The following is a 25,677-nucleotide window of genomic DNA, read 5'->3' as shown; positions in this document are numbered from 1 at the left end:
CGCGGGCGCCCTGGCCGGCACCACGCGCGCCACCTGGGTGCAGGCCACCGCCCCCGACCTCGCCGGCACCGCGCAGGACGTCGCGGTGGGCGGCGCGGACGCCGCCCCGGCGGTGCTCGCCCTCGCCCTCGCGGCCCTCGCCGCGGCGCTGGCGACCTCGCTCTCGAGCCGCTGGGTGCGCTTCCTCACGGGGCCGGTCCTGATCGCCGCCGGGCTCGGCGCGGGACTCGCCTCCCTCACCCCGCTGCGTGACCCCGCCGGGGCCGCCGGCTCCGCCGTCGCCGAGTTCACCGGGGTGGTCGGCGCGGAGGTCGCCGCGGACGCGACCAGCTGGCCGCTGATCGCCCTCGTCCCGGCCCTCGCCGTGATCGCCACCGGCGTGATCGTGCTGATCGCAGGCGGCTCCTGGCCCGTCGGCAGTCGCTACCGCAGCGCCGCCGTCACCACCGCCGCCGACCCCGCGGAGGACCCTGCCGCCGCCTGGGACGCCCTCACCCGCGGCGAGGACCCGAGCCTCGCCGGCCCCGGCGAGGACGAGGACGCACCGCGCGGGGGGACGGACCCCGCGGACGCTCCCGGGGCCGACGGCGCCGGGACGCCCCCGCAGCGCTGACCGCCTCGCGCAGCACGCCGCGGACGATGCCGTCGTCCGACGGCATGACGTGGCACAATGGCCCCGACCGGGACCCAGACTGGAGAAGGATCATGTCGCAGACCTACACCGTGCCGCCGCCGCCCCATCACAACGAGGGGAAGACCGTCGCGGCGTGGACGATGAACATGGGCATCGTGATCGGCTCCATCCCGATCGCCGCGGGCCTCATCCTCCCCGAGATGACGGTGCTGATCTGGGTCGGCGCCGCGATCGTCGTGCTCGCGATCCTGGCCGGCATCGTGATGTCCAAGGCCGGCCTCGGCCAGCCCAAGAAGTACGGCCACCCGGTCTCCGAGGCCGTCGCCGTCGCCGAGAACCGCCCCGACGAGGCCCCCGCCGAGGCCGGCGCCCGGTGACCCTCGCGGCGCAGGAGCGGGACGAGCAGCTCGGCGCGGGAGGGCCCGCGCGCGGTGCGCACCTGCTCCTGCTGCCGCTCGGCATCATGGGCGCCGCACTGGCGCTCGCGGTCGGGGTGCAGCTGATCTTCGACCCGTTCCGCACCCATGTGCCGCTGTGCATCGTCAACCACCTCACGGGCATCGAGTGCCCCGGCTGCGGAGCGATCCGCGCCGTGCACTCCCTGCTCGCCGGCGAGCTGCTGCTGGCCCTGCGCAGCAACCTGCTGATCACCCTCGCGATCCCGCTGACCGCGATCGGCCTGGGGGTGTGGGCGCTGCGCCGGGCGCGGGGCCTCACCACCGAGCTGATGCCCTCCCGCACGACGGTGCTCGTGCTCACCGGCGTCGTGCTGGTCTTCACGGTCCTGCGGAACCTCCCCGCCTTCTGGTTCCTGGCACCGATCTCGTACGTCGGCGGCTGAGCCCCGCCCCGCGGACCGCAGCCTCGTGCACGGCGCCGCCCCACCCGCTTCAGGAGGACCGAGTGACCACCACCGGAACCGTTCTCGACGACATCATCGTCGGCGTCCGCGAGGATCTCGCCCCCCGGCGTCGCGCCGTGCCGGACGCCGAGATCGAGGATCGCGCACAGGCCGCCGCTCCCGCCCTCGACGCTCGCGCGCGTCTGGCCGGCGACGGCACCACCATGGGCCTGATCGCCGAGGTCAAGCGCGCCAGCCCCTCCAAAGGCGCCCTGGCGGAGATCCCCGAGCCGGCCGAGCTCGCCGGCACCTACGCGGACTCCGGCGCCTCCGCGATCAGCGTCCTGACCGAGCAGCGCCGCTTCCGCGGCTCCCTCGCCGACCTCGACGCCGTCCGCGAGCGGGTCGACGTGCCGGTGCTGCGCAAGGACTTCGTCGTCGAGCCGTACCAGGTGCACGAGGCCCGCGCCCACGGGGCGGACATCGTGCTGCTGATCGTCGCCGCGCTCGAGGACGGTCCGCTGCAGGAGCTGTACGCCCTCACCGGCGAGCTGGGCATGCAGGCGCTGGTCGAGACCCACACGGAGGAGGAGCTCGAGCGGGCCCTCGTCCTGGACCCGCAGCTCCTCGGCGTCAACGCCCGCAACCTCAAGGACCTCACCGTCGACCTGGACCGTGCCGCGGCGCTGCTGCGCCGCATCCCCGCCGGACCCCTCGCCATCGGCGAGTCCGCGGTCGCCGCCCGCGCCGATGTCGAGGCCTACGCCGCCGCCGGCGCGGACGCCGTCCTGGTCGGCGAGGCCCTGGTGACCTCCGGGGACCCCGCCGACGCCGTCTCCTCGTTCCGCAGCGTCGTCCGCCGCGGCCGCCCCCTCCCGGAAGGAGCCCAGGCATGAGCACCCCCGACCCCGTGCTGCCCGACCTCACCCGACCTTCGACGGCGCTGCGCTCCGAGGCCGGGCCCAACTTCGGCGACTTCGGCGGGCGCTTCCTGCCCGAGGCGCTCGTGCCCGCCCTCGACGAGCTCGCCGAGACCTACGAGAAGGCGATCGTCGACCCGGAGTTCACCGAGGAGCTGCGGCGACTGGCCGCCGAGTACACCGGTCGTCCCTCGCTGCTGTCCGAGGCGCCGCGCTTCTCGGCCCTCGCCGGCGGCGCGCGGATCCTCCTCAAGCGCGAGGACCTCAACCACACCGGCTCGCACAAGATCAACAACGTGCTCGGCCAGGCGCTGCTGACCCGACGCATGGGCAAGACCCGCGTGATCGCCGAGACCGGCGCGGGCCAGCACGGCGTCGCCACCGCGACCGCCGCGGCGCTGTTCGGGCTCGACTGCACGATCTACATGGGCGCCGAGGACACCGAGCGCCAGGCCCTCAACGTCGCCCGCATGCGCCTGCTCGGCGCCGAGGTCGTCGCCGTCGAGCAGGGCTCCCGCACCCTCAAGGACGCCATCAACGAGGCCTTCCGCGACTGGGTCGCGAACGTGGAGACCACCCACTACCTGCTGGGCACCGTCGCGGGACCCCATCCGTTCCCCGCCATGGTGCGCGACTTCCACCGCATCATCGGCGAGGAGGCCCGCGCCCAGACCCTCGAGCGGGTGGGCCGACTGCCCGACGCGGTCGTCGCCTGCGTCGGCGGCGGCTCCAACGCGATGGGCATCTTCCACGCCTTCCTCGACGACACCGAGCCGCTCGTGCGCCTCGTCGGCTGCGAGGCCGGCGGCGACGGCGTCGCGTCCGGCCGTCATTCGGCGACCATCACCGGCGGCTCCGCCGGGGTGCTCCACGGCGCGCGCAGCTTCGTCATGCAGGACGAGGACGGCCAGACCATCCCCTCGCACTCCGTCTCCGCCGGGCTGGACTACCCCAGCGTCGGCCCCGAGCACGCCTGGCTCGCGGACATCGGCCGCGCCGAGTACCGCGCGATCGACGACGGCCCCGCCATGGAGGCCTTCGCGCTGCTGTCCATGACCGAGGGCATCATGCCCGCGATCGAGTCCGCCCACGCCCTCGCCGGCGCGCTCGAGCTGGGACGCGAGCTCGGGGAGGACGCCGTGATCCTGGTGAGCCTCTCCGGCCGCGGGGACAAGGACGTGGACACCGCCTCGCGCTGGTTCGGGCTGGTGGGCGACGATCCCGCGCGCGCCGACCTCGCCGCCCTGCGCGATCTCGCCCGCACCGCCGCACCCGCCGCCCAGGAGGAGGCACGATGACCGCCGCCGACACCCACCGCCTGCGCGCCGGCGACGTCCTGGACCGCGCCCGCGCCGAGGACCGCGCCGCGCTCATCGGCTACCTGCCCGTCGGATATCCCGACCTCGACCGCTCGATCGAGGCCGCGAAGGTGCTCATCGACCACGGCGCGGACATGATCGAGCTGGGCCTGCCCTACTCCGACCCCGTCATGGACGGTGCCGTGATCCAGCAGGCCGCCTCCGCCGCGCTCGAGCGCGGCACCCGCACCCGGCACGTCCTGGAGGCCGTCGAGCAGCTCTCCGGCCGCGGCGCCGCGATCCTGGTGATGAGCTACTGGAACCCGGTGCTCGCCTACGGGCCCGACTCCTTCGCCCGCGACCTCGCCGCCGCCGGCGGCGCCGGGCTGATCACCCCCGACCTCATCCCCGACGAGGGCGCCGACTGGATCGCCGCCTCCGCGCAGCACGGCGTGGACCGTGTGTTCCTCGTCGCACCGAGCTCCCCGCGGGACCGGCTCGAGCATGTGGTCTCGCACACGCGCGGATTCGTGTACGCGGCGAGCACCATGGGCGTCACCGGCACCCGGGCCAGCGTCTCCACCGCCACGCGAGGCCTCGTCGAGCGCACCCGGGCGGCCGGGGCGAGGAACGTCTGCGTGGGTCTGGGCGTCTCGAACGGTGAGCAGGCCGCGCAGGTCGGCGCGTACGCTGATGGAGTGATCGTCGGCTCCGCCTTCGTGCGCGCCCTGATCGAGCACGAGGGCGACGACGCGGCGGCCCGCACGGCCCTCGCGGCCGTCGCGGCGGATCTCCGCAGCGGCGTCGAGCGCGCCCGCACCTGACCAGCCCCGCAGGGCCCACATCCGAGAGGAGAGCACGCGATGATCCCCAGCCCGAGCATCTCCGCCCTCTCCCTCGGCCCCCTCACGATCCACTTCTACGCACTGTGCATCCTCGCCGGCATCGGCGTGGCGCTGTGGTGGGCGACGAAGCGGTGGGAGGTCCGCGGCGGCGACGGCGACACCCTCTTCGACATCGTCTTCGTCGCGGTGATCGCCGGGATCATCGGCTCTCGCGTCTGGCACGTCCTGACCTCCCCGGCGCCCTTCTTCGGCCCCGGGGGCGACCCGCTCTCGGTGCTGTACATCTGGCAGGGCGGGCTCGCGATCTACGGCGGCGTCGCCGGCGGCGCCCTCGCGGTGTGGATCATGGCCCGGCTCAAGGGCGTCTCCTTCACCGCGCTGGCCGACACGATCGCCCCCACCATCATGCTCGCCCAGGTGCTGGGCCGCTTCGGCAACTGGTTCAACCAGGAGCTCTACGGCCCGCCGCTGGACGCCTGGTGGGCGTGGGACGTGACCTGCGAGACGAACGGGGCCACGATCGCCGGCTGCGTGCCGGGCACCTACCACCCCACCTTCCTGTACGAGCAGCTGTGGAACCTCGCCGGCCTCGCCGTGCTCCTGCTGCTCAGCCGCCGCTTCCAGTGGGCGGGCGGCCGTGTGTTCTGGGCCTACGTCGCGATCTACTCCACCGGACGCGCCTGGATCGACGCGATCCGCTCCGAGCCCGTGCTGATGGTCGGTCCGCTGCGCATCCACACCCTCGTCGCCCTGCTCATGGTGCTCGTGGGGGTGGGGATGTTCGTGCTGCTCACCCTGCGCAAGCGGAAGCGCGGGGGAGAGGTCGTCGCCGCCGACGGCTCCTTCAGCCTGCCCGCCCAGACCGAGGGCAACGGCCCCGACGAGGACGAGGTCGAGAAGTCGGGCACGCCTCCCTCTCCCGGCCCCGCTCCCTCACCCGGCCCCTAGGGCCCCTCCTCCGGACGACGCGAAGCGCGCGGAGGGCGGCCCGGGGCCCGGGCGCTCGTCGGATCCTCGACGAGCCCGTCACCGGCCGCCGCTCCAGAAGGGCTCCCGCGTCATGCTCCCCCTCACCTCCCGCTTCTCGTCCCTCCCTGCCGCCCAGGGCCTCTACCGGCCGGACAGCGAGGTCGACTCCTGCGGCGTCGCGATGATCGCGACGCTCCGCGGCACCCCCCAGCACCGCATCGTCCAGCACGCCCTCGAGGCACTGCGCAACCTCGATCACCGCGGCGCGGTCGGCGCCGAGGAGAACACCGGTGACGGCACCGGGATCATGGTCCAGCTGCCCGACGCCTTCCTCCGTGAGGTCAGCGGCCTGGACCTGCCGCCGCTGGGGCAGTACGCCGCCGGCATCGCCTTCGTGCCCCGCGAGGCCGACGGGCGCGCCGCCGTGCTCGAGACCCTCGAGCGCGTCGCCGCCGAGGAGGGCCTGCGCTTGCTCGGCACCCGCGAGGTGCCCGTGACCGACGGGCTCGTCGGCCCCTCGGCCGAGGAGGTCCGCCCCGACTTCGTGCAGGTCTTCCTCGCCGACGCCCGCGCCGAGCGCACCGGCCTCGAGCTCGAGCGGGCCGTCTTCGCCACTCGCCGCCGCGTCGAGCATGCCACCGAGGGCTACTTCCCCTCCCTCTCGACCCGCGTGATGGTGTACAAGGGGATGCTCACCCCCGTCCAGCTCGACGAGTTCTACCCCGATCTGCGCGACCCCCGCTTCGCCTCCGCCCTCGCGATCGTCCACTCGCGCTTCTCGACCAACACCTTCCCCGCCTGGCCGCTCGCCCACCCCTTCCGCACCCTCGCGCACAACGGCGAGATCAACACGGTGATCGGCAACCGCAACCGGGTCCGGGCGGCCGAGGGGTCGATGGCCACCGACGCCTTCGGCGAGGACTTCTCCCGCCTGCTGCCGATCACCACGCCCGGCGGCTCGGACTCCGCGGGCCTCGACGAGGTCGCCGAGCTGCTGCACCTCTCGGGCCGCTCCCTGCCCCACGCGCTGATGATGCTGGTGCCCGAGCCCTGGGAGAACGACGAGTCGATGGACCCGGACCTGCGGGCCTTCTACGAGTTCCACGCCGCGCTCCAGGAGCCCTGGGACGGTCCCGCGGCCGTCGTCTTCTCCGACGGCACGCAGGTCGGCGCGCGCCTGGACCGCAACGGCCTGCGTCCGCTGCGCTACTGGGTGATGGAGGACGACCTGGTGATCCTCGGGTCTGAGACGGGGCTCGTGGACGTCCCCCGCTCCGAGGTGATGCGCACCGGCCGCATCGCGCCGGGAGAGATCTTCCTGCTCGATCTCGAGGCGGGCGAGATCGTGCCCAGCGACGAGCTCAAGCACGAGATCGCCACCGCCCGCCCCTACGCCACCTGGGTGAAGGAGCAGAAGGTCGCGCTCGGTGACCTGCCCCGGCGCGAGCACATCACCCACTCCCGCTCCTCCGTGCTGCGCCGCCAGCAGACCTTCGGGTACACGGAGGAGGAGCTGCGGGTGCTGCTCGCCCCGATGGCCGCCAAGGGCGCCGAGCCGCTCGGCGCCATGGGCACCGACACCCCCATCGCGGTGCTCTCCGACCGTCCCCGGCTGCTGTTCGACTACTTCACGCAGATGTTCGCGCAGGTCACCAACCCGCCGCTGGACTCGCTGCGCGAGGAGATCGTCACCTCGCTCGGGGTGAGCATCGGCCGGTCCCGGAACCTCCTGGACGCGACCCCGCAGCACGCCCGGCAGCTGTCGCTGGATGCTCCGGTGCTGGACAGCGACCAGCTCGCGCAGCTGCTCGCGGTCGACGCCCACCCCGCCACGGCCGACTTCCACACCGTGCGGCTGCGCGGCCTCTACCCGGTCGCCGGCGGCACCGCCGCGCTGCGCGCACGGCTCGAGGAGATCTGCGAGGAGGCCGTCGCCGCGATCGACGACGGCGCGACCTTCCTGGTCCTCTCCGACCGTGACACCAACCAGGTCCTCGCCCCGATCCCCTCGCTGCTGATGACCAGCGCCGTCCAGCACCACCTGGTGCGCACAGGCCGACGTACCTCCGCCGCGCTCGTGGTCGAGGCCGGGGACGTGCGCGAGGTGCACCATGCGGCGCTGCTCATCGGCTACGGCGCCAGCGCGGTCACCCCCTATCTCGCGATGGAGAGCGTCGAGGAGCTCGTCGAGCGCGGGGTGGTCAGCGACCTCAGCCCCGAGCAGGCCGTCGCGAACCTCGCCAAGTCGCTGTCCAAGGGTGTTCTGAAGATCATGTCCAAGATGGGCATCTCCACGGTCGCCTCCTACCGCGGCGCCCAGATCTTCGAGGCCGTGGGCCTCAGCCAGGAGCTGGTGGACACCTGGTTCCCCGGCACCATCAGCCGCATCGGCGGCATCGGCCTCGAGGTCATCGCCGAGGAGATCGCCGCCCGCCACGCCCTGGCCCATCCGGTCGACGGCGTGCACCCGCCCCACCGCGGCCTGCCCGTCGGCGGCGAGTACCAGTGGCGCCGCGAGGGCGAGCCGCACCTGTTCACCCCCGAGTCGGTGTTCCGCCTGCAGCACTCCACCCGCGCGAGGAAGTACGACGAGTTCCGCGCCTACACCGACGCGGTCGACGAGCAGCACGAGCGGCTGCTGACGATCCGCGGGCTGCTGCGCCTGCGCACCGACGACTCGCCCGCGATCCCGCTGGAGGAGGTCGAGCCGGTCGAGTCGATCACGCGACGCTTCATGACCGGTGCGATGAGCTACGGCTCCATCTCCCAGGAGGCCCACGAGACCCTCGCGATCGCCATGAACCGCCTGGGCGGCATGTCCAACAGCGGCGAGGGCGGCGAGGACCCCGAGCGCCTGCACGACCCCGAGCGGCGCAGCGCCATCAAGCAGATCGCCTCCGGCCGCTTCGGCGTGACCAGCGAGTACCTGACCTTCGCACGCGACATCCAGATCAAGATGGCGCAGGGCGCGAAGCCCGGCGAGGGCGGACAGCTCCCGCCCGAGAAGGTCTACCCCTGGATCGCCCGGACCCGCCATTCGACCCCCGGCATCGGACTGATCTCCCCGCCCCCGCACCACGACATCTACTCGATCGAGGACCTCGCCCAGCTGATCCACGACGCGAAGAGCGCGAACCCGGCCGCGCGCGTGCACGTCAAGCTCGTCTCCCGCTTCGGGGTCGGCACGGTCGCCACCGGCGTGTCGAAGGCCCATGCGGACGTCGTGCTCATCTCCGGGCACGACGGCGGCACCGGCGCGAGCCCGCTGAACTCCCTCAAGCACGCCGGCACCCCCTGGGAGCTCGGCCTCGCCGAGACCCAGCAGACCCTGCTGCTGAACGGGCTGCGCGACCGCATCACCGTCCAGGTCGACGGGCAGATGAAGACGGGCCGCGACGTGGTGATCGCGGCGCTGCTCGGGGCCGAGGAGTACGGCTTCGCCTCCGCGCCGCTGGTCGTCACCGGCTGCGTCATGATGCGCGTCTGCCACCTGGACACCTGCCCCGTCGGCGTCGCCACCCAGAACCCCGAGCTGCGCGCCCGCTACGCGGGCCGGGCCGAGCACGTGGTGACCTTCTTCCAGTTCGTCGCCGAGCAGGTGCGCGAGCACCTCGCCGCGCTCGGGCTGCGCTCCCTGGACGAGGCGATCGGGCGCACCGACCTCCTCGCCCTGCGCGAGGACCAGCGGGCGCTCACCGCGCTCGGCGAGGCGAAGCGCGAGGGCCTCGACCTCGCGGCCGTGCTCGCCGCGCCCGAGATCCACCCCGGCGACTTCCCGCGCCGCCGCCGCGGCCAGGACCACGCCCTCGAGAAGGCCCCTGACCATCCCTGGATCGCCGCGGCCGAGGAGGTCATCGACGCCCGCGAGGGCACGGTACGGATCCCCGGGCAGGTGCGGAACATCGACCGCAGCGCGGGCACCCTGCTCGGCCACGAGGTCACCCGCCGCACCGACGGCGCAGGCCTTCCCGACGACGCGATCGTGCTCGAGCTGACCGGCACCGGCGGACAGTCCTTCGGGGCGTTCCTCCCGCGCGGCGTGAGCATGCACCTCACCGGCGACGCGAACGACTACGTCGGCAAGGGGCTCTCCGGCGGCGTGATCGCCGTCGGCCACGGCGTCGGCACCGGGCCCTCGCTGACCTCCGCCCCGATCGCGGGCAACACGTGCGCCTACGGCGCCACCAGCGGACGCCTGCTGCTGGCGGGCGCCGCGGGGGAGCGGTTCGGGGTGCGCAACTCCGGCGCGACCCTGGTGGTCGAGGGGATCGGCGACCACGGCGCCGAGTACATGACCGGCGGCGCCGTGATCGTGCTGGGACCGACCGGCCGCAACCTCGGCGCCGGCATGAGCGGCGGCACCCTGTTCGTCCTGGACCTGGACCCCTCCTGCCTGAACCCGGCCGACGCCCGGGGCTTCTCCGTCGCCCCCGTGCGCGAGGAGCACCGAGGCTTCGTCCTCGAGGCGCTGCGCGACCACCTGGCCCGCACCGGCTCCGACCGGGCGGCCTCGCTGCTGGCCGACGAGGAGGAGCTGATGGGGCGCCTCACCGAGATCGCGCCCCGCGCCTTCCTCACCATCACCGCGATCCGGGACGACGCGGTGGCCCAGGGGCTCGACCCCGATGCGAACGATGTCTGGAACGAGATCATGGAGGCCACCCATGGCTGATCCCCGAGGATTCCTGCGCACCCGCGACCGCGAGCTGCCCGCCCGCCGCCCGGTCCCGGTGCGCCTGATGGACTGGCGCGAGGTCTACGAGGCCCGCGAGAAGGGCACCCTCTCGGTGGTCTCCCGCCAGGCCGGGCGCTGCATGAACTGCGGCATCCCCTTCTGCCACCAGGGCTGCCCGCTGGGCAACCTGATCCCGGAGTGGAACGACCTGGTCTACCGCGACGACTGGGAGGAGGCCGCCGAGCGCCTCCACGCGACCAACAACTTCCCCGAGTTCACCGGCCGCGCCTGCCCCGCCCCCTGCGAGTCCAGCTGCGTGCTGGGCATCAACCAGCCGCCGGTGACGATCAAGAACGTCGAGGTCTCGATCATCGACCGCGCCTTCGAGGAGGGCTGGGTGCGCCCGGTCCCCGCGACCCGGCACACCGGCCGCTCCGTCGCGGTCGTCGGCTCCGGACCGGCGGGCCTCGCCGCCGCCCAGCAGCTCACCCGCGCCGGCCACGCCGTGGTCGTGCTCGAGAAGGACGACCGCCTCGGGGGGCTGCTGCGCTACGGCATCCCCGAGTTCAAGCTCGAGAAGCGGCACGTCGACCGTCGCCTCGCCCAGATGCGCGAGGAGGGGACCCGCTTCCGCACCGGCGTCGACGTCGGCGGGACCGGCGAGGGCGCGCTGTCCGTCGAGGAGCTGCGCTCCCGCTTCGACGCGGTCGTCCTCGCGACCGGCGCGAGCGTCCCGCGCGAGCTGGCCGTCCCCGGCCGGGAGGCCGCCGGGATCCACCCCGCCATGGACTACCTCACCCAGGCGAACCGCCTCGTCGAGGGCGACTGGCTGGGGGAGCGGATCTCCGCCGAGGGCAAGGACGTGGTGATCATCGGCGGCGGCGACACCGGGGCCGACTGCCTCGGCACCGCGCTGCGCCAGGGCGCCCGCTCGGTGACGACCCTCGCCATCGGCACCCAGCCGCCCAGCGAGCGGGACGAGTCCCAGCCCTGGCCCACCCACCCGGTGCTCTTCGAGGTCTCCACCGCCCACGAGGAGGGCGGCGCACGCTCCTATCTCGCCTCCACCACCGGCTTCGAGGTCGACGCAGACGGCGCCGTGACGGGCCTGCGCGTGGCCCGGACGCAGTTCGTCGACGGTCGCCGCACCCCCACCCCCGGCACCGAGACCGTGCTCCCCGCCACCCTGGTCCTGATCGCGATGGGCTTCACCGGCGCGAAGGAGCAGGGGCTGATCGAGCAGCTCGGTGTGGAGATGACCTCACGCGGCACCGTCGTGCACGACGGCTCCTGGGCCACCTCGGCGCCCGGCGTCTTCACCGCGGGCGACTGCGCCCGAGGCCAGAGCCTCATCGTGTGGGCGATCGCGGAGGGCCGCTCCTGCGCGGCGGCGGTCGACCAGCACCTGATGGGCACCAGTTCCCTCCCGCGCCCCGTACGCCCCGGCGAGAAGCCTGTCACAGTGTGAAAGACTAGGCGGAGTACACGCGACGCCGCGGCCCTGTCACGGCGCTCGCGCGCTGTCCACCGGGCCGCGGCCCTTCACTCGAACTACAGATGGGTTGACATGCGCAAAGCGAAGATCGTCTGCACCCTTGGTCCCGCGACCAACACCTACGAGCAGATCCGGACGCTGATCGAAGCCGGGATGAACGTGGCGCGGATGAATCTCAGCCACGGCACTCACGAGGACCACGAGCAGGTCTACGCCAACATCCGCAAGGCCTCCGACGACCTCGGCAAGAACGTCGCCGTGCTCGTCGACCTGCAGGGCCCGAAGATCCGCCTGGGCAACTTCGCGGACGGCCCCCACATCCTCGAGGTCGGCGACACCTTCACGATCACCACCGACGACATCGTCGGCACGAAGGAGCGCGTCTCGACGACGTTCAAGGGCCTGCCGGGCGACTGCCGCCCCGGCGACGTGCTCCTCATCGACGACGGCAAGGTCTCCGTGCGCGTCACCGACGTCACCGAGACCGACGTGACCACCGTCGTGGAGGTCCCCGGGCCCGTCTCCAACCACAAGGGCATCAACCTGCCCGGCGTGGCCGTCTCCGTCCCCGCCATGAGCGAGAAGGACATCGCGGACCTCCGCTGGGGCCTCGCCCTCGGCGCGGACCTGATCGCCCTGTCCTTCGTGCGCGACGCCCACGACATGGACGACGTGCTCCGCATCATGCAGGAGGAGGGGCGCCGCGTCCCGGTCATCGCGAAGATCGAGAAGCCGCAGGCCGTGCGCGCGCTGCGCTCGATCGTCGGCGCCTTCGACGGCATCATGGTCGCCCGCGGCGACCTCGGCGTGGAGCTGCCGCTCGAGCAGGTCCCGCTCGTGCAGAAGCGCGCGATCGAGCTGGCCCGCCGCAACGCGAAGCCCGTGATCGTGGCCACCCAGGTGCTCGAGTCGATGATCGAGAACCCGCGCCCCACCCGCGCCGAGGCCTCCGACTGCGCCAACGCCATCCTCGACGGCGCCGACGCGGTCATGCTCTCGGGCGAGACCAGCGTGGGCAAGTACCCCTTCGAGACCGTGCGCACCATGGCGCGCATCGTCACGAACACCGAGGAGAACGGCGCCGACCGCATCCTGCCGCTGGGCACCATCCCGCACACCCGCGGCGGTGCGATCACCCGCGCGGCCTCGGAGATCGGCGACCAGCTCTCCGCGCAGTACCTGGTGACCTTCACCGAGTCCGGCGACACCGCGCGCCGCCTCTCGCGACTGCGCCCGACCATCCCGCTGCTGGCGATGACCCCGTACCCCGAGGTCGCCCGCCAGCTGTCCCTCACCTGGGGCGTCGAGGCGCATCTGGTGCCGATGCAGAAGGACACCGACGAGATGGTCACCGTCGTCGACGAGCTCCTGCGCGAGCAGAAGGGGCTGCAGAAGAACGACCTGGTCATCATCGCGGCCGGTTCGCCCCCCGGCGTCCACGGCTCGACCAACACCCTGCGCGTGCACCGCATCGGCGACCTCGACGGCACCGAGTCGGCCCGCATCGAGGCCGACCGCATCGCCACCGGTCAGTGACCGCCGAGCAGTGACCTGCGGGCGAAGGCCCGTCCGGTCCGGGGGAGACCCCGGACCGGCGACGGCGCCCGCGGCCGATGGCCGCGGGCGCCGTCCCGTGCGTACCGGGTGCGGGACTCGAACCCGCACGCCCTTGCGGACAGCGCATTTTGAGTGCGCCGCGTCTACCGTTCCGCCAACCCGGCCTGCCCTCCGGTGCCGAGGGCTGGACTAGGATACCGCTGATGACCACCGGCCACCGCCGACGGGTGCAGGGCACCCGGGCGCCGGCCCCGACCGAGACACAGGGCGACATGACTGACGACTTCACCGAACTTCCCGACGACGCCCAGGACACCGCCGCCGCGGGTGATGCACCGCGCCGCACCGCGGTCGTCGCCGAGGACGAGAGCCTCATCCGCATGGACATCGTCGAGACGCTCACCGAGGCGGGCTTCGACGTGATCGCCGCCGTCGGCGACGGCGAGAGCGCCATCGAGAAGACCCGGGAGCTGCGCCCTGACGTCGTGATCCTCGACGTGAAGATGCCGCAGACCGACGGCGTCACCGCCGCCGAGAAGATCGGCGAGGAGAACCTCGCCCCCGTCGTGATGCTCACCGCCTTCTCGCAGTCCGAGCTGGTCGAGCGGGCCCGCGACGCCGGCGCGATGGCCTACGTCGTCAAGCCCTTCACCCCGGCGGACCTCCTGCCGGCCGTCGAGATCGCGATCTCCCGCCACCAGCAGATCGTGCAGCTCGAGTCCGAGATCGCGGACCTGGGCGAGCGCTTCGAGACCCGCAAGCGCGTGGACCGCGCCAAGGGACTGCTGCAGACCAACATGGGCCTGTCCGAGCCGGAGTCCTTCCGCTGGATCCAGAAGACCTCCATGGACCGTCGACTGACCATGCGCGAGGTCGCCGACGCGGTCGTCGATCAGCTCGGCGGCCAGGGCAAGGACTGAGGGCCGGCAGGCACCATCGACCGGCGCGCGGGGGGCGCGCCGGTCCTGCGGAGGGGGACACCGAGCACATGAGCATCACGCGACGCACGCTCGTGAGCGGGCTGGGGGCCGGTGTGCTCGGGGCCGGGGCGCTGAGCGGCTGCAGCCAGGGCGGCGGGATCGGCCGCGGGAGGCGCCGTCGACCGACAACAACAGAGCCCACCGCGGGTGACCTCGAGGAGCCCGAGCAGCCGCTCGTGATCGGGCAGATCGGCACCTCCTACGGCCGGATGGCGAGGTTCGAGGAGGCGATCGCGGTCTCGATCGACGAGGCGAGGATCGACGTCAACGCCCGCTGGGAGGGCCTGTTCGGCCAGGAGATCGTGCTCCTGGAGCGCCACGTCATGGAGGCGCCCGGCGAGGACCTCGCCCCGGTCATCGCCCAGATGGCCGATGCCGGCGCCACCTGTGTGATCACCTCGATCGACGAGGAGTCCCTGATCGCGGCGATGCCCGCGCTGGTCGAGGCGCAGCTGGCGATCCTCGACGTGCTCACCTCCGGTATGGGCGTCCGCGCGGCCGAGGTGAAGACCTCGAACCTGCTGATCCGCCTCGCCCCCAACGACCGCGTGATGGCGGCTCGCTACGCCGAGGAGGCCCTCGGCGGCGGGGGAGGGGAGAAGTCCGGGCCCGCCGGCACCGTCGCCTATCTCTCCGAGGACACGCTCCAGGGACGCAGCCTCCTGAACGAGATGACGCAGGTGCTGAACCCCTCGAGCGGCCGCGTCGTCAGCCAGCAGTTCTACGAGGTCGGGAAGATCGGCGACATCGGCGCCCGGGTGAAGGCGGTCCTCGATTCCCCGCCCGCGCTGCTGGTCGCCAACGGCGGGGCGGAGCTCGCCCCGTTCCTCTCGGCCCTGCACACCGCGACGCTGGACGAGGGCAAGCGGCCCAGGATCGAGTTCCCGCGGCGGGTGTCGCCGGCGGTGACGATCGACTACTCGCAGGAGCCGGTCGCGAAGGATCTCGCCCCCGAGTCGCTGACCGCCGTGACCGGCTACGAGCCGGGCGGCGAGATCACCGTCGGCCACGAGAACATGATGCTCAACCGCAATCCCGAGTTCCTGCGGCGCGGCTACGCCTACTCGCAGCACGGCTACGACGCGCTGGTGATGCTGTGCCTCGCGGCGCAGCACGCCCTCTCGGTCGAGGGCACCGCCCTCGCCGCGGCCCTGAACGCCGTCCTCACCGGCAGCGAGGAGTGCACCGACTTCGAGGAGTGCCGCCGGGTGATGACCACGGCGTTGGAGGCGGGGGAGAAGGCCACCGTCGCCTACGTCGGCCGGATGGGGAAGGTCGAGCTCGGCGGGCAGTCGGACGCCCGCGTCGGCCAGCTGCGGGAGTACACCTGGAACGAGGCGAACGTGATGCAGCCCGGCACCGCCGGAGGCTTCGAGGCGCCCGAGTGAGGCGCGCCCGGGCGGCGACGGCGCCGCTCAGCGCGGCGGCAGCAGCTGCGTCGCGACCGTGATCGTGCTCAGCAGGGTCCCGGCCTCGTCGTGGACGTCCACCAGGTAGCTCGCGACCTGACGACCGAGATGGCGCGGGGTGCACGTCGCGGTGACCCAGCCCTCGCGCGCCGAGCGATGATGCAGGGCGGAGACCGAGGTGCCCACCGCCTGGGCCCCCTCGCCGTGCACCTCGCGGGCGCGCAGCAGCGCCGCGACCGAGGCGATCGACTCGGCCAGCGCGATCGTCGCCCCGCCGTGCAGCAGCCCGGCCGGCTGGGTGCTGCCCGCGACCGGCATCCGCATCGTGCCGCCGCTCGGGGAGAGGGTCAGCACCTCCATGCCCAGCCGCTCCACGAGCGTCCCGGCGAAGGACGCCTCGAGCTGGGCGGCGAGCCGCGCGTCCAGGGGCGCCGGCGCCCCCTCGGTCGCGCCGACGGGGGCGGTGGCGGGGTCTGCGGGGCGGATGCGCTGATCGGACATGCCCCGAGACTGCCACAGCCCGCCGGGTGCGCGGAGGTGATCGCGACATGGGAGACTGCTCCTCATGAGTGCGAGCGACACCGATGACCAGCGCCTCCTTCTGATCGACGGCCACGCGATGGCCTTCCGGGCCTTCTTCGCCCTGCCCGCGGACGGCTTCAGCGACGGCCGCGGCCAGGCCACCAACGCCGTCTACGGCTTCACCCGCATGATCATCAACGTCGTCGCCTCCGAGCGGCCCACCCATCTCGCGGTGGCCTTCGACCTGCCCGGCGGGACCTTCCGTGACCGCATCTACGACCAGTACAAGGGCGGCCGCGACGAGACCCCGCAGGCCTTCCACGGCCAGATCGGCCTGATCCAGCAGGTGCTGGACGCGCTCGGCGTGCGCTGGCTGACCTACGAGGACTACGAGGCCGACGACATCATCGCCACCCTCGCCATGCGCGCGGAGCAGCAGGGCCACGAGGCGCTGATCGTCTCGAGCGACCGCGACGCCATCCAGCTGGTGGGGGAGAAGGTCACCCTGCTCCAGCCCGTCAAGGGCGTCACCGAGATGCGCCGCATGACTCCCGCCGCCGTCGAGGAGAAGTACGGGATCCCGCCGGAGCGCTATCCGGACCTCGCCGCGCTCGTCGGCGAGGCGGCGGACAACCTCCCCGGCGTCCCCGGCGTCGGCCCGAAGACCGCCGCGAAGTGGATCGTGCAGTACGACGGGCTCGAGGGCGTGCTCGAGCACGCCGAGGAGATCAAGGGCAAGGCCGGCCAGTCCCTGCGCGACCACATGGAGGACGTCAGGCGCAACCGGCTGATGAACGCCGCGTTCACCACCCTCGAGCTGCCCGAGGACCCCGGGCACTACGCCCTCGGCGGCGGGGACCGCACCCGCGTGCTCGAGGTGTTCGACGACCTCGCCTTCGGCGACACGATCCGCCGCGACCTCCCCGCCGCGCTGCTGGGCGAGGACGTGGCCGAGGAGACGGCCCCCGGGCCCGCGGCCGACGTGCTGCGCCTGCGCGGTGCCGCCTCCCTCAGCTCCCTGCTCGGCGAGGAGGACGCCCCGCTCTCCCTCGACCTCGTCGAGGACGTGCGCGGCGGGGCGCTGCTGGGCCTGGCCACCCCGGAGCAGGCCGGCGCCGCCGCGCTCGGCGCCCTGGACTCCGAGGCCTCCGAGCTGCTCGGCGCGGCCCTCGAGGGCTCCCGGGAGCTGCGCATCGCGGACGTCCCCGCCCTGCGCGAGCGCCTGGCGGAGAACGGCTACCGGCTCGGGGACGGGGTGCGCGACCTGGCGCTGGAGTCCTTCGTGCTGCGCCCCGGCGCCCGCAGCTACGACACCGAGGCCCTCGCCGCGGATCTCGCGGGCGCGAGCTTCGAGCCGAAGCCGCGCAAGCCCGCCGAGTCGACCCTGAAGAAGGAGAGCGCGGAGACCCGCGCCGAGCACATCGCCCGGGCCGAGGACCGTCTCGCGAGCGCCGTCTCCGCCCTGCACCCGGCCGCCGCGGAGCTCGCGGACCGGATCGAGGCCGCCCCCTGGGCGCGGAGCATCCTCGACGACCTCGAGCGCCCCCTCCAGCGGGTGCTCGAGACGATGCACTCCCGCGGCATCGCGATCGACCACGCCGCGCTGCAGTCCCTGCGCGAGGAGTTCGAGGGCTTCGTCGCCCAGGCCAGGCGCGAGGCCGGCGAGATCGTCGGGGAGGAGGTCAACCTCGCCTCCCCGAAGCAGCTGCAGGTGGTGCTCTTCGAGACCCTCGCCCTGCCCACCACGCGCAAGATCTCCTCCGGCCACTCCACCGACGCCGAGTCCCTCACCGATCTGAGGGAGTCGCTCGACCCGGACTCCGCCGGCCACCGCTTCCTCTCCTGGCTGCTGCGCTTCCGCGAGATGAGCAAGCTGACCGGCTATCTCGTGGGCCTGGACAAGGAGATGGACACCGGCTCCCGCGTCCACACCACCTTCCAGCAGACCGCCGCGGCGACGGGACGGCTCGCCTCGACCGAGCCGAACCTGCAGAACATCCCCGTGCGCACCTCCGAGGGGCAGCGGATCCGCGACGTCTTCGTCGCGGGCGAAGGCTTCGAGTCGCTGATGACCGCGGACTACTCGCAGATCGAGATGCGCATCATGGCCCACCTCTCCGAGGACGAGGGGCTGATCGCGGCCTTCCGCTCCGGGGAGGACCTCCACAACTTCGTCGCCTCGCGCGTGTTCGGAGTGAGCCCCGACGCGGTCGATCCGGCCATGCGCTCCAAGACCAAGGCGGTCAGCTACGGCCTCGCCTACGGGCTCTCCGCCTTCGGCCTCTCCCGCCAGCTGCGGATCTCCCGCGCGGAGGCGACCGCGCTGCGCGACGGCTACTTCGAGCGCTTCGGCGGGGTGCGCGACTACCTCCACCGCAGCGTCGAGAAGGCCCGGGAGACCGGCTACACCGAGACGATCCTCGGCCGGCGCCGCTACCTCCCGGACCTCACCAGCGACAACCGGCAGCGTCGCGAGAACGCCGAGCGGGTCGCGCTGAACTCCCCGATCCAGGGCAGCGCCGCGGACCTCATCAAGCTCGCGATGCTCGCCGTCGAGGAGCGGATGCGCGAGGCGGGGCTGCGCTCGCGCATGCTGCTCCAGGTCCATGACGAGCTCGTGCTCGAGGTCGCCCCCGGCGAGGTCGAGCAGGTGCGGGAGATCGTCGAGGACGGCATGGACTCGGCCTACGAGCTCTCGGTCCCGCTCGAGGTCGGCATCGGCGTGGGACGCACCTGGCGCGAGGCGGCCCACTGAGGCCCGAGGCCTCCGCCGCCGCCCCGTCCCCGGACGGGGCGGACATCACACCGGCGCGCCGCGGAGCGCTCGCCGGCACCCTCGCGCGCCGGGGGCATCGCTGGTAGGCTGTCGAAGGCTTGTGCGCCCCGGTGCGCGAGCGAACCGTCCTCCCGGCCCGGACCCCTGGTCCCGCCGACGGGCGGAGCACGTCCCCCGACCCTACTCATTTCCTGTCCCGACGGAGTCCTTACCTACATGACCGACACCACGACCCCCCAGATCGCCATCAACGACATCGGTGACGCCGACGAGCTCATGGCCGCCATCGATGCCACCATCAAGTACTTCAACGATGGCGACATCGTCGAAGGCACCGTGGTGAAGGTCGATCACGACGAGGTCCTCCTGGACATCGGCTACAAGACCGAGGGCGTCATCCCCTCGCGCGAGCTGTCCATCAAGCACGACGTCGACCCGGCCGACGAGGTCGAGGTCGGCGACGAGATCGAGGCCCTCGTCCTCCAGAAGGAGGACAAGGAGGGTCGCCTGATCCTGTCCAAGAAGCGCGCCCAGTACGAGCGCGCCTGGGGCTCGATCGAGCAGATCAAGGAGGACGAGGGCGTCGTCACCGGTCGCGTCATCGAGGTCGTCAAGGGCGGCCTCATCGTCGACATCGGCCTGCGCGGCTTCCTCCCGGCCTCCCTCGTGGAGATGCGCCGCGTCCGCGACCTGCAGCCCTACGTCGGCCAGGAGATCGAGGCGAAGATCATCGAGCTGGACAAGAACCGCAACAACGTGGTCCTGTCCCGCCGCGCCTACCTGGAGGAGACCCAGTCCGCGGTCCGCTCCGACTTCCTGCAGACCCTCCAGAAGGGCCAGGTCCGCGAGGGCGCCGTGTCCTCGATCGTCAACTTCGGCGCGTTCGTCGACCTCGGCGGCGTCGACGGCCTGGTGCACGTCTCCGAGCTGTCCTGGAAGCACATCGACCACCCCTCCGAGGTCGTCGAGGTGGGCCAGAAGGTCAAGGTCGAGGTCCTGGACGTCGACATGGACCGTGAGCGCGTCTCCCTGTCGCTGAAGGCGACCCAGGAGGACCCCTGGCAGCTCTTCGCCCGCACCCACGCCATCGGCGAGGTCGTGCCCGGCAAGGTCACCAAGCTCGTCCCCTTCGGCGCCTTCGTCCGCGTCGAGGACGGCATCGAGGGCCTCGTGCACATCTCCGAGCTGGCCCAGCGCCACGTGGATCTGCCCGAGCAGGTCGTCACCGTCGACCAGGACGTCTTCGTCAAGGTCATCGACATCGATCTCGAGCGTCGCCGGATCTCCCTCTCCCTCAAGCAGGCGAACGAGGGCGTGGACCCCGAGGGCGACGACACCACCTTCGATCCCGCGCTCTACGGCATGGCCGCGGAGTACGACGCCAACGGCGAGTACAAGTACCCCGAGGGCTTCGACCCGGAGACCAACGAGTGGCTCGAGGGCTACGACGCCCAGCGCGAGGAGTGGGAGGCCCAGTACGCGGCCGCCTACGAGCGCTGGACCGCCCACAAGGCCCAGGTCGCCGAGGCGATCCGCGCCGACGAGGAGTCCGCGAACGCTCCGGCCGCCGCCTCGACCTCCTCCTCCTCCGAGTCTGCGCCCGCCGCGCAGTCCTCCTACCAGTCGAGCTCCTCGGATGAGGGCACCCTCGCCTCCGACGAGGCCCTGGCCGCGCTGCGCGCCAAGCTCACCGGCAACTGATCCTCGGATCACCGGACGGCCCGGTCCCCGCGACTCGCGGGGGTCGGGCCGTCCCCGTTCCCGATCTTCGGGCGTCCCCGATCCGGGAGCATCACGGCAGGGCACACTAGGGGCATGACCACTTCTCTCGAGTCCCACCCGATCCACACCTGGCTCACGGACATGGACGGCGTGCTCGTCCACGAGCAGTCCGCGCTGCCCGGCGCCCCCGAGTTCATCGCCGCGCTGCAGCAGTACGGGCGGCCCTTCCTGGTGCTGACCAACAACTCGATCTTCACCCCGCGCGATCTCCGGGCGCGCCTTGCCCGCAGCGGCATCGACCTCCCCGAGGAGTCGATCTGGACCAGCGCCCTGGCCACCGCCCGCTTCCTCGCCGAGCAGCAGCCCGGTGCCTCCGCCTACGTGATCGGCGAGGCCGGGCTCACCACCGCCATCCACGACGAGGGCTTCATCCTGGCCGACAGCGACGTCGAGTTCGTGGTGCTGGGGGAGACCCGAACCTACTCCTTCGAGTCCATCGCCCGGGCCATCCGGCTGATCAAGGGCGGCGCGAAGTTCATCGCCACGAACCCCGACGTCACCGGGCCCAGCGCCGAGGGCCCGCTGCCGGCGACCGGCTCCGTCGCCGCGATGATCACGGCCGCGACCGGGATCCATCCGTACTACGTCGGGAAGCCGAACCCGCTCATGATGCGCACCGCCCTGAACCGCATCGGAGGCCACTCGGAGACCTCGGTGATGATCGGCGACCGGATGGACACGGACGTGAAGTCGGGGCTCGAGGCGGGCATGCGCTCGATCCTCGTCCTCACCGGCTCCACCGACGTCGACGAGATCGCGCAGTTCCCCTTCCGCCCCACCGCGGTGCTGGACGGCATCGCGGACGTGGTCCCCTTCGTCGAGCGGCTGACCCCGCACGAGGCCGTCGAGCTCGACGAGGACTGACGTCACGGGGCCGGCATCGGTGCCCGGACCGGATCGACAGCTGCGGTCCGGCCTGTGCGGCCCGACCTGTGAAGATCCGGTGATGCCGTCGTGCGGGGTCGGCGAGCCGGACTTGACCGCGGGCGATCGAGCTGGAAAGGTCACGACCAGCCCGCCGGAGGGTCAAGGAACAGCAAAGACCCAGGGGTAGTGGACGAGTCCACGTCCCGACCGTCCGGAGGAGCCCGTGGGGACAGATGCTCCCCCGACGCACTCGGAAGGAGACGACGATGACTCGTCGGCACCAGGTCAGGACCCTCGCCGCGCTCGGCCTCGGCGCCCCGCTGCTCGTGGGGCTCGGCATCGGAGGATTCTCGCAGGCGGTCGCGACCACCGCCGCGCCGCCCGCCCAGGACGTGCCCGCCGCGGTCGCCGCACCCGCCGAGCGGACGGGTTCGGAGGAGGACACCGCGGGGGAGGACGGCACCGCCGGGGAGGAGACCGCCGCCCCGAGCGACGTCTTCACCACGGGCTCCCAGGAGTTCGCCCGCGCCGACCGGAGCACGATCACGGCGGAGGACGTCGCCTCGCAGCTGTACGGCTACGCCGCGGACCCGAGCCTGAGCGACGAGGCCATCTGCACCGACGGCCTCGCCCTCGACCAGCCCGGCGCGGTCACCCGCTGCACCGTGACCGGCTGGAGCGGCGAGCAGGAGACCTACTACGGCTACATGGCGCCGGCCGGCGTCGCCGAGGCGGACTACTGGCTCTACTTCAGCAAGGACGTCCCGCTGCCCGAGGAGGCCGCCGCGACGCTCAACGACGGGCTGAACGGCACCGGCGCCTACCCCGTCTGGGGAGAGGAGCAGGAACAGTCCACCACGCTCTCGGGGGACGTCGCCGTGGAGCGCGCGAACTTCGTGCTCGACGGCTTCGGCCGCGAGGACCTCACGGTCACCTCCGTCGAGGGGGAGGTGGATCTCACCTCGACCACCCCGGTGCGTGGCACCGCCGCGGAGGACGGCTCCGGCCGCACCGTCGGGGTGACCCTGCTGCCGATCCCCACCGACGGCGAGGCGCCGGCGATGATGATCAGCATCGACGGCCCCTGATCCCCGCTCCGCTCCCCGCCGGTCAGCCGCCCGCGGGGCACCCCTGAGCACCCCGGGCGGGCGTCCGCACAGCGCGGACGCCCGCCCGGACGTCGTCCCGCTCATGAGATGATCGACGACATGCTGCGCTGGCTCACCGCCGGGGAATCCCACGGCCCCTCCCTCCTCTCCCTGCTCGACGGCGTCCCCGCCGGGATCGAGCTGACCAGTGACGATCTGAAGGACGCGCTCGCGCGCCGCCGCCTCGGCCACGGCCGCGGCAGCCGTCAGAAGTTCGAGCAGGACGTGCTGACTATCCACGGCGGGCTACGTCACGGCCTCACCCTCGGCTCCCCGCTCGCGATCGAGATCGCGAACTCCGAATGGCCGAAGTGGGAGAAGGTCATGAGCGCGGACCCCGTCCCGCGCGAGGACCTGCTGATCGACGCCGGCACCGGCGACGAGCGCGAGATCGCGCGCAACCGCCCCCTCTCGCGCCCCCGCCCCGGCCACGCCGACCTCTCCGGGATGCTGAAGTACGGCTTCGACGAGGCCCGGCCCGTGCTCGAGCGCGCCAGCGCCCGCGAGACCGCGGCCCGCGTCGTCGCCGGCCGCGTCGCCGCGGCGCTGCTCGAGCAGGCCGCCGGCATCCGGCTGGTCTCCCACACCCTTTCCGTCGGCTCCGTGTCCGTGCCCGAGGACTCACCGCTGCCCACCCCCGACCACCTCGAGCAGCTCGACGCCGATCCGCTGCGCTGCTTCCACGAGGGCACCTCCGCCGCGATGGTCGACGAGGTCGACGCCGCGAAGTCCGACGGCGACACCCTCGGCGGCGTCGTCGAGGTCCTCGCCTACGGCCTTCCCGTCGGCCTCGGCTCCCACACCCAGTGGGATCGCAAGCTCGATGCGCGCCTCGCCCAGGCCGTCATGTCGATCCAGGCCATGAAGGGCGTCGAGATCGGCGACGGCTTCGCCACCGCCGCCCGCCGTGGCTCCGTCGCCCACGACGAGATCCTCGTCGCGCCCTCCCCGCGCGGCGAGCGCTCCGCCTTCCCCCGCGCCACCAACCGCGCCGGCGGCCTCGAGGGCGGGATGACCAACGGCGAGGTGCTGCGCGTGCGCGGGGCGCTCAAGCCGATCTCCACCGTCCCGCGCGCGCTGCGCACGGTCGACGTCTCCACCGGCGAGCAGACCACCGCCAACCATCAGCGCTCCGACACCTGCGCGGTCGCGCCCGCCGCGGTGATCGCCGAAGCGGTGGTCGCCCTGACCCTGGCAGATGCGCTGCTGGAGAAGACCGGCGGGGACAGCATCGACGAGATCCGCGCCCACCTCGAGGGCACGCTCGACCTCCAGGCCGGGCTCGCCCGCCGTGGGGAGGACTCCGCCTCGTGACCGGTCCCGTGGCCGTCCTGATCGGTCCGATGGCCGCCGGGAAGACCAGCGTGGGACGCGCTCTGGCCGCACGCCTCGGCGTCCCCTTCGCCGACCTCGACGCGCTCATCGTCCAGGAGGCCGGACGCACGATCCCGGACCTCTTCGCGGACGAGGGGGAGCCCGCCTTCCGCGAACGGGAGGCCCGCTCGCTCGTCCGCGCCGTCGCGCACCAGCGGGGCGTGCTCTCCCTCGGCGGCGGCGCCCCGATGCACGCCGGCGCCGCCTCGACCCTGCGCGACCTGCCTGTGGTGCTGCTCGAGATCGACGAGGAGACGGTCTCGCGCCGGCTCGCCCACGGCGTCGGCCGCCCGATGCTGTCCGGCGAGGACCCCATGGCCCGTTGGCGCGAGCTCGCCGCCGCCCGGGCGGAGACCTATCGTGGACTGGCGACCCATCGCATCGACGCCGCCCTCGGCAGCCCGGACCGGGTGGCCCTCGCCATCATCGACGCCCTGCAGCTTCAGAGGCCCGCGCGCCCCCAGGAGGAGACCGAATGAGCACCACCGTCATCCCCGTCACCACGCCCACCGGCGGCTACGACGTGCACGTGGGACGGGGCCTGCTCGAGCAGATCCCGGCCCTGGTGCCCGAGCGCGCCCGGCGCGTGGTGATCGTGCACCAGCCGAGCCTGCGCGACGTCGCCGAGCAGGTCCGCGCCGGGATCGAGGAGACGGGGCGGCAGTCCTTCGCCGCCGAGGTCCCCGACGGCGAGGAGGCCAAGACCGCGCAGGTCGCCGGGTTCCTGTGGGGCGTGTGCGGCCAGGCCGAGATCGGCCGCCAGGACCTCGTGATCGGGCTCGGCGGCGGCGCGGCGACGGATCTCGCCGGCTTCGTCGCGGCCTCCTGGCTGCGCGGCGTCGACGTGCTCCAGGTCCCCACCACCGTCGCCGCGATGGTCGATGCGGCCGTGGGCGGCAAGACCGGCATCAACACGGCCGAGGGGAAGAACCTCGTCGGCGCCTTCCACCCTCCGATCGCCGTGGTCGCCGACTTCGACGTGCTGGGAGGGCTCGGTCACAACGACGTCGCCGCCGGACTCGCCGAGGCGGTCAAGGCCGGCTTCATCGAGGACACCGCGATCCTCGACATCGTCGAGCAGGACCCCGCCGCGGTGCTCGACGTCTCCACCGACGCCTTCCGCGAGGTGATCGAGCGGGCCATCCGGGTCAAGGCCCGCGTGGTCTCCGCGGACCTGCGCGAGAGCGGGGAGCGGGAGATCCTCAACTACGGCCACACCCTCGCCCACGCGATCGAGCGCAACGAGCGCTACCAGTGGCGCCACGGCGCCGCCGTGAGCATCGGGATGATGTTCGTCGCCGAGCTGTCCCACCTCTCCGGCAAGCTCTCCGAGGCCGAGGTGGACCGCCACCGGAGCATCCTCACCTCGCTCGGCCTGCCCGTCACCTACCGCGACCGTCAGTGGCCCAAGCTCGAGGACGCGATGAAGCGGGACAAGAAGACCCGCGCCGGCCTGCTGCGCTTCGTGGTCCTGGACCGGATCGGCTCGGTCTCCCGGATCGAGGGGCCCGACCCCGCGCTCCTGCTGAGCGCCTACGCCGCGATCACCGACGACTGAGCACGCCCGAGCCCGCCCGAGCGAGGA

The 25,677-nt window shown here is 72.8% G+C and carries 20 protein-coding genes and 1 tRNA gene; 19 read left to right on the top strand and 2 right to left on the bottom strand.

Going from position 1 to position 25,677, the window contains the following annotated elements; all coding sequences use genetic code 11:
- The 10 genes from Y09_RS01395 to pyk all read left to right on the top strand — a co-directional run.
- Positions 1–613: Trp biosynthesis-associated membrane protein (locus tag Y09_RS01395; RefSeq protein WP_053915860.1), on the top strand; the 613-nt coding region annotated here is incomplete at its 5' end.
- A gap of 92 nt (positions 614–705) precedes the next feature.
- Positions 706–1,011 (top strand): HGxxPAAW family protein, encoded by a 306-nt coding sequence (locus Y09_RS01390; protein WP_053915859.1) that lies wholly within the window; start codon positions 706–708, stop codon positions 1,009–1,011.
- A complete protein-coding gene (locus Y09_RS01385; RefSeq protein ID WP_053915858.1) occupies positions 1,008–1,475 on the top strand; it encodes a DUF2752 domain-containing protein in 468 nt (155 codons plus the stop codon). The genes Y09_RS01390 and Y09_RS01385 overlap by 4 nt, the downstream gene beginning before the upstream one ends.
- Before the next feature lie 62 nt (positions 1,476–1,537).
- Positions 1,538–2,371 carry an indole-3-glycerol phosphate synthase TrpC gene (trpC, locus tag Y09_RS01380; RefSeq protein ID WP_053915857.1) on the top strand — a complete coding sequence of 278 codons (834 nt, stop codon included), beginning with the start codon at positions 1,538–1,540 and terminating at the stop codon, positions 2,369–2,371.
- Complete coding sequence (trpB, locus tag Y09_RS01375) at positions 2,368–3,693, top strand: tryptophan synthase subunit beta (RefSeq protein ID WP_053915856.1); 1,326 nt, start codon at positions 2,368–2,370, stop codon at positions 3,691–3,693. Before trpC ends, trpB begins: the two co-directional genes overlap by 4 nt.
- Complete coding sequence (gene trpA / locus Y09_RS01370; RefSeq protein WP_053915855.1) at positions 3,690–4,517, top strand: tryptophan synthase subunit alpha; 828 nt, start codon at positions 3,690–3,692, stop codon at positions 4,515–4,517. Before trpB ends, trpA begins: the two co-directional genes overlap by 4 nt.
- A 39-nt stretch (positions 4,518–4,556) precedes the next feature.
- On the top strand, positions 4,557–5,486 hold the full coding sequence (gene lgt, locus Y09_RS01365; protein ID WP_053915854.1) for a prolipoprotein diacylglyceryl transferase: 930 nt from the start codon (positions 4,557–4,559) through the stop codon (positions 5,484–5,486).
- Positions 5,487–5,598: 112 nt separating this feature from the next.
- Positions 5,599–10,179 (top strand): glutamate synthase large subunit, encoded by a 4,581-nt coding sequence (gltB, locus tag Y09_RS01360; RefSeq protein ID WP_053915853.1) that lies wholly within the window; start codon positions 5,599–5,601, stop codon positions 10,177–10,179.
- Positions 10,172–11,650 carry a glutamate synthase subunit beta gene (locus Y09_RS01355; RefSeq protein ID WP_053915852.1) on the top strand — a complete coding sequence of 493 codons (1,479 nt, stop codon included), beginning with the start codon at positions 10,172–10,174 and terminating at the stop codon, positions 11,648–11,650. Before gltB ends, Y09_RS01355 begins: the two co-directional genes overlap by 8 nt.
- A gap of 99 nt (positions 11,651–11,749) precedes the next feature.
- Complete coding sequence (gene pyk / locus Y09_RS01350; RefSeq protein WP_010550670.1) at positions 11,750–13,213, top strand: pyruvate kinase; 1,464 nt, start codon at positions 11,750–11,752, stop codon at positions 13,211–13,213.
- 102 nt (positions 13,214–13,315) lie between these two features.
- Here the strand turns inward: pyk and Y09_RS01345 are convergent.
- A tRNA-Leu gene (locus tag Y09_RS01345) sits at positions 13,316–13,398 on the bottom strand.
- A 39-nt stretch (positions 13,399–13,437) separates the two neighbouring features.
- On the opposite strand from Y09_RS01345, the gene Y09_RS01340 reads away from it, so the two are divergent.
- Together Y09_RS01340 and Y09_RS01335 are read left to right on the top strand one after the other, a co-directional pair.
- Positions 13,438–14,154 carry an ANTAR domain-containing response regulator gene (locus tag Y09_RS01340; protein WP_082358568.1) on the top strand — a complete coding sequence of 239 codons (717 nt, stop codon included), beginning with the start codon at positions 13,438–13,440 and terminating at the stop codon, positions 14,152–14,154.
- A gap of 68 nt (positions 14,155–14,222) precedes the next feature.
- Complete coding sequence (locus Y09_RS01335) at positions 14,223–15,602, top strand: ABC transporter substrate-binding protein (RefSeq protein WP_053915851.1); 1,380 nt, start codon at positions 14,223–14,225, stop codon at positions 15,600–15,602.
- 27 nt (positions 15,603–15,629) lie between these two features.
- Here the strand turns inward: Y09_RS01335 and Y09_RS01330 are convergent, their stop codons facing one another.
- A complete protein-coding gene (locus Y09_RS01330; RefSeq protein WP_053915850.1) occupies positions 15,630–16,124 on the bottom strand; it encodes a hotdog fold thioesterase in 495 nt (164 codons plus the stop codon).
- Between the two features lie 64 nt (positions 16,125–16,188).
- Here Y09_RS01330 and polA point away from each other — a divergent pair, with 64 nt between their 5' ends.
- The 7 genes from polA (at position 16,189) to aroB (ending at position 25,650) form a co-directional block, all read left to right on the top strand.
- Complete coding sequence (polA, locus tag Y09_RS01325; RefSeq protein ID WP_053915849.1) at positions 16,189–18,900, top strand: DNA polymerase I; 2,712 nt, start codon at positions 16,189–16,191, stop codon at positions 18,898–18,900.
- A gap of 237 nt (positions 18,901–19,137) precedes the next feature.
- Positions 19,138–20,622 (top strand): 30S ribosomal protein S1, encoded by a 1,485-nt coding sequence (gene rpsA / locus Y09_RS01320; RefSeq protein WP_053915848.1) that lies wholly within the window; start codon positions 19,138–19,140, stop codon positions 20,620–20,622.
- Positions 20,623–20,736: 114 nt separating this feature from the next.
- On the top strand, positions 20,737–21,567 hold the full coding sequence (locus Y09_RS01315; RefSeq protein ID WP_053915847.1) for an HAD-IIA family hydrolase: 831 nt from the start codon (positions 20,737–20,739) through the stop codon (positions 21,565–21,567).
- Positions 21,568–21,836: 269 nt separating this feature from the next.
- Positions 21,837–22,658 (top strand): hypothetical protein, encoded by an 822-nt coding sequence (locus tag Y09_RS17410; protein ID WP_053915846.1) that lies wholly within the window; start codon positions 21,837–21,839, stop codon positions 22,656–22,658.
- A gap of 120 nt (positions 22,659–22,778) precedes the next feature.
- Positions 22,779–24,032: a chorismate synthase gene (aroC, locus tag Y09_RS01305; RefSeq protein ID WP_053915886.1), complete on the top strand. Its 1,254-nt coding sequence runs from the start codon at positions 22,779–22,781 to the stop codon at positions 24,030–24,032.
- Positions 24,029–24,571, top strand: a complete 543-nt coding sequence (locus tag Y09_RS01300; protein ID WP_053915845.1) for a shikimate kinase — start codon at positions 24,029–24,031, stop codon at positions 24,569–24,571. The genes aroC and Y09_RS01300 overlap by 4 nt, the downstream gene beginning before the upstream one ends.
- Complete coding sequence (gene aroB, locus Y09_RS01295; protein ID WP_053915844.1) at positions 24,568–25,650, top strand: 3-dehydroquinate synthase; 1,083 nt, start codon at positions 24,568–24,570, stop codon at positions 25,648–25,650. The genes Y09_RS01300 and aroB overlap by 4 nt, the downstream gene beginning before the upstream one ends.
- The last annotated feature ends 27 nt before the right edge of the window (positions 25,651–25,677 follow it).

Source organism: Brachybacterium sp. SW0106-09 (assembly GCF_001293905.1).
In the GTDB taxonomy this organism is placed as follows: Bacteria; Actinomycetota; Actinomycetes; order Actinomycetales; family Dermabacteraceae; genus Brachybacterium; species Brachybacterium conglomeratum.
Note: the sequence above shows the minus strand (reverse complement) of the source record. Positions and strands in the feature narration are given on the sequence as shown.